The sequence below is a fragment of the Candidatus Micrarchaeia archaeon genome (genome assembly GCA_041653315.1).
Taxonomy (GTDB): domain Archaea; phylum Micrarchaeota; class Micrarchaeia; order Anstonellales; family JAHKLY01; genus JAHKLY01.
In genome coordinates this window covers 1-2922 of the sequence record JBAZFO010000062.1, presented here as the reverse complement: position 1 = coordinate 2922, position 2922 = coordinate 1, and the positions used below count along the sequence as shown (strand labels likewise).

Sequence of the window (2922 nt, the reverse complement as noted above, 5' to 3'; positions counted from 1 at the left end):
GCATTTGATTGTTATCAAATAGTGTAGCATTTTTTTACTTTTAGTAAAAAAAGCACGCATTTGATTTTTATCAAATAGTGTAGCATTTTTTTACCTTTGGTAAAAAAAGCACGCATTTGATTTTTATCAAATAGTGTAGCATTTTTTTACCTTTGGTAAAAAAAGCACGCATTTGATTTTTATCAAATAGTGTAGCATTTTTGCACTTTTTTCTTTCTTTTCAAAAAAGAAAGAAAAACCTGGCATTAAAAAGAAAAGATAAAAAAAGAGAGTGAAAAAGTGATAACTGTAATTAATAATGTGTTTATCGCGACCGTAGTCTAGTAAACTTTTTTCTTGTAAGAAAAAAGTTTAGTCAAAAAGAACTTCAAGAAATAAGTTTGGATAATCTGGTTAGGATGCTGGCCTTCCAAGCCAACGACCCGGGTTCGAATGAATCCCTTTTTCTTTTCAAAGAAAAAGGTCTTCACCCCAAAAAGAAACTAAAATTGGGGTATGAAAATCCCGGCGGTCGCATAACCTTTTCTTTCTTTTTCAAAAAAGAAAGAAAAGCTTAAGCAAAAGAAAGAAAAATCTAACCAAAAATAAAGAAATAAAAAAAGAAAAATACTAAATAAATCAATAATAAAAAAATATAATATTTGTAAATGCGGTGGTAGTATAGCCTGGTTAGTATACGACGTTGCCAACGTTGAGTCCCGGGTGGCCCCTTTTCTTTGTAAAGAAAAGGCCCCAGGGTTCAAAAGAAACCCCGGAATGGTCCGAGAATTCAAAACCTTGGCTGGCGCAAAAAACTTGTCAGCAGGGAGAAAATCCCGGCCGCCGCATTTTTTACTTTTGGTAAAAAATTGGCGCCTTTAATTTCATTAAAGTGCCGCCGCATTTTTTACTTTCGGTAAAAAAAGGTGATAATATGAAAAAAGAAACAATTTCAATCAATGATTCAAGTTTATCTGCTAAAATAAAAAGTTTGGAAAAATTTATTGGAGAAAAAATAAGAGTTAATTATTTTGGGAACGATGAACCAATAGATTGTGAATTAATTAATGTTTTTTCTAAGCAAATAGATATAAAACCTTTTGATGGTTTAATAGGATCTTTGCTTTTTTGTGGTAAAGCTGAAGCAATTACTAAAATAATATTAATTAAAAACGGAGAAGTTATATTTTCTAATGAAAAAATAGTAGAGAATTATCCATTTTCATCAAATGAGGAATTTGTAATGTATAGAGAAAGGATATTTGGTCCAGAACCAGGACTTAGAAAATTATTTAAAATAAAATCCTAAAAATCAAATAATCTTTTTTGTTTCAATATTTTACTCTGCGCTTCGTATTTTTGTATTGGAACGCGCAGTCTTGAATTCATATCATTTAATGCTTCATGTAAGTTTGAAAATCTTTTTTTATTTTTCATTGCATGTTTAACTCCTTCGCGCACTTGCCAAACACCAACTGGAATTTGATAACCTTCATAAATTTCTCTTATTGCTAAAACACGCGCTTGCTTTCTTATTTCATTTAATCCTTCACAAACACCATAGCGAGAAGCATAATATCCACCAACTTGTTTATCTGCATATTTTGTTCTTCCATTAAATGATTCGTATTCTTCTGTTGTAAAAACATTTGAAGCTCCTTGCGACCAAAGTGTTCCAGGAGCCCAAGATTCAAAATTTTCAAATTCCCAATTTCCAGGCATTAAAAGTATTTCATAATGATTATCTAAATATTCTGAAGAACAAACATAATAATTAGAAATAAAATCAAAATTTTTAATTTTTTCTATTGTTTTTTTAGCAAGCATATCATCCATTGCAGTTATTGACCATCGTAAAGGAACTAGTTTTTTTCTTTCTTCATGTCCTAGTAAACCTCCACTTAATAATTTTGTTAAATAGTATTCATCAAATCCATAATCATTTAATTCAAAAATCGCATCTTTGGATAAAAGATTTTTTTCTTCTACAATTGAATCAACTTTTTTTGGTATTTTTGGATTATCTATGACTTTAAAATCTTTTAAAGGAGCATAACCCCCCATTGGTTGTAAAACAGAAGAAAAATTTAAATTAAAATTTGGTTTATTTTTAAAATTAACTTCCATATCTAAAGTTTTTGTAGACATAATCGCATCTTGCGCTTCTTTTAAATATTTATCTTTTCTCTCCATTATATATGATTTTTTTCTTGCAGTTAATAACATAGACCTTTGTTTTATTATTTCTTCATAAGGTTTTCCATACCATTGAGCTGGATTATCATCAATATTTTCAAATGAAACCATTGGCCCCCAGTTAACTTCTGGCCACCCATAAGAACCTACAAACATATTTGGGGGAGAAGGGCCAAAAATTGAATTTTTAATATTTTTTGTTAAATCTATTTCATAATATATTTTTTTAAGTTTAGGACAAAATTCAGCACCACATAATTTTTTAGTTCCTTTACATAATATACAAAGAGATTCCATTAATCTAATTAATAGAGTTAAATTTTAAATAGTAAAGCCTTTAAACTTTAATAATCAAATAAATATATGAAAAAAACAATTTTTTTATTGGTATTAATTTGTTTATGCGCTTTTATTTTTTCTACTGTTGGAGTAATTAAAAAGGATTTAATAGAAGAAAAACCTTCTGAAATAATCCCAGAAATTGAAATAAAATGTTTAACTACATTAGTAAATCCTACATTATCTAAAGGTTGGAATTTAGTTTCAATTCCTGTTTATGCTCCTCAATTACCAAATATATTAGATGTTTTTCCTAATGCTGAAGGAGTTTTTGAATATGTAGATGGAGTTTATGTGCCTGCTACAGAAATTGAATTAAATAATGGATATTTTGTGAATAATAGGATAACACAAAGTGAAATTTATTGTGGCCACCCATCTTGGGAAAAATGTTTTTATATAGAACAA

At 28.6% G+C, this 2922-nt stretch carries 4 protein-coding genes and 1 tRNA gene; 4 read left to right on the top strand and 1 reads right to left on the bottom strand.

Going from position 1 to position 2922, the window contains the following annotated elements; translation table 11 throughout:
* Positions 1 to 380 precede the first annotated feature (380 nt).
* The 3 genes from WC356_07480 (at position 381) to WC356_07470 (ending at position 1288) form a co-directional block, all read left to right on the top strand.
* On the top strand, positions 381 to 557 hold the full coding sequence (locus tag WC356_07480; protein ID MFA5382983.1) for a hypothetical protein: 177 nt from the start codon (positions 381 to 383) through the stop codon (positions 555 to 557).
* Between the two features lie 92 nt (positions 558 to 649).
* A tRNA-Gly gene (locus tag WC356_07475) sits at positions 650 to 827 on the top strand.
* Positions 828 to 913: 86 nt separating this feature from the next.
* Entirely contained in the window at positions 914 to 1288 is a 375-nt protein-coding gene (locus tag WC356_07470) for a hypothetical protein (GenBank protein MFA5382982.1), read from the top strand.
* Here WC356_07470 and WC356_07465 read toward each other — a convergent pair.
* Positions 1285 to 2472 (bottom strand): Nre family DNA repair protein, encoded by a 1188-nt coding sequence (locus tag WC356_07465; GenBank protein ID MFA5382981.1) that lies wholly within the window; start codon positions 2470 to 2472, stop codon positions 1285 to 1287. The two genes, WC356_07470 and WC356_07465, sit on opposite strands and share 4 nt — an antisense overlap.
* Before the next feature lie 66 nt (positions 2473 to 2538).
* Here WC356_07465 and WC356_07460 point away from each other — a divergent pair.
* A partial coding sequence (locus WC356_07460; protein MFA5382980.1) for a hypothetical protein occupies positions 2539 to 2922 on the top strand: 384 nt, incomplete at its 3' end.

What these genes read in the sequence shown, in the direction of transcription:
- WC356_07465 (MFA5382981.1), bottom strand. Translation starts at nt 2,472, where the DNA reads ATGGAATCTCTTTGTATATTATGTAAAGGAACTAAAAAATTATGTGGT.
- WC356_07470 (MFA5382982.1), top strand. Translation starts at nt 914, where the DNA reads ATGAAAAAAGAAACAATTTCAATCAATGATTCAAGTTTATCTGCTAAA.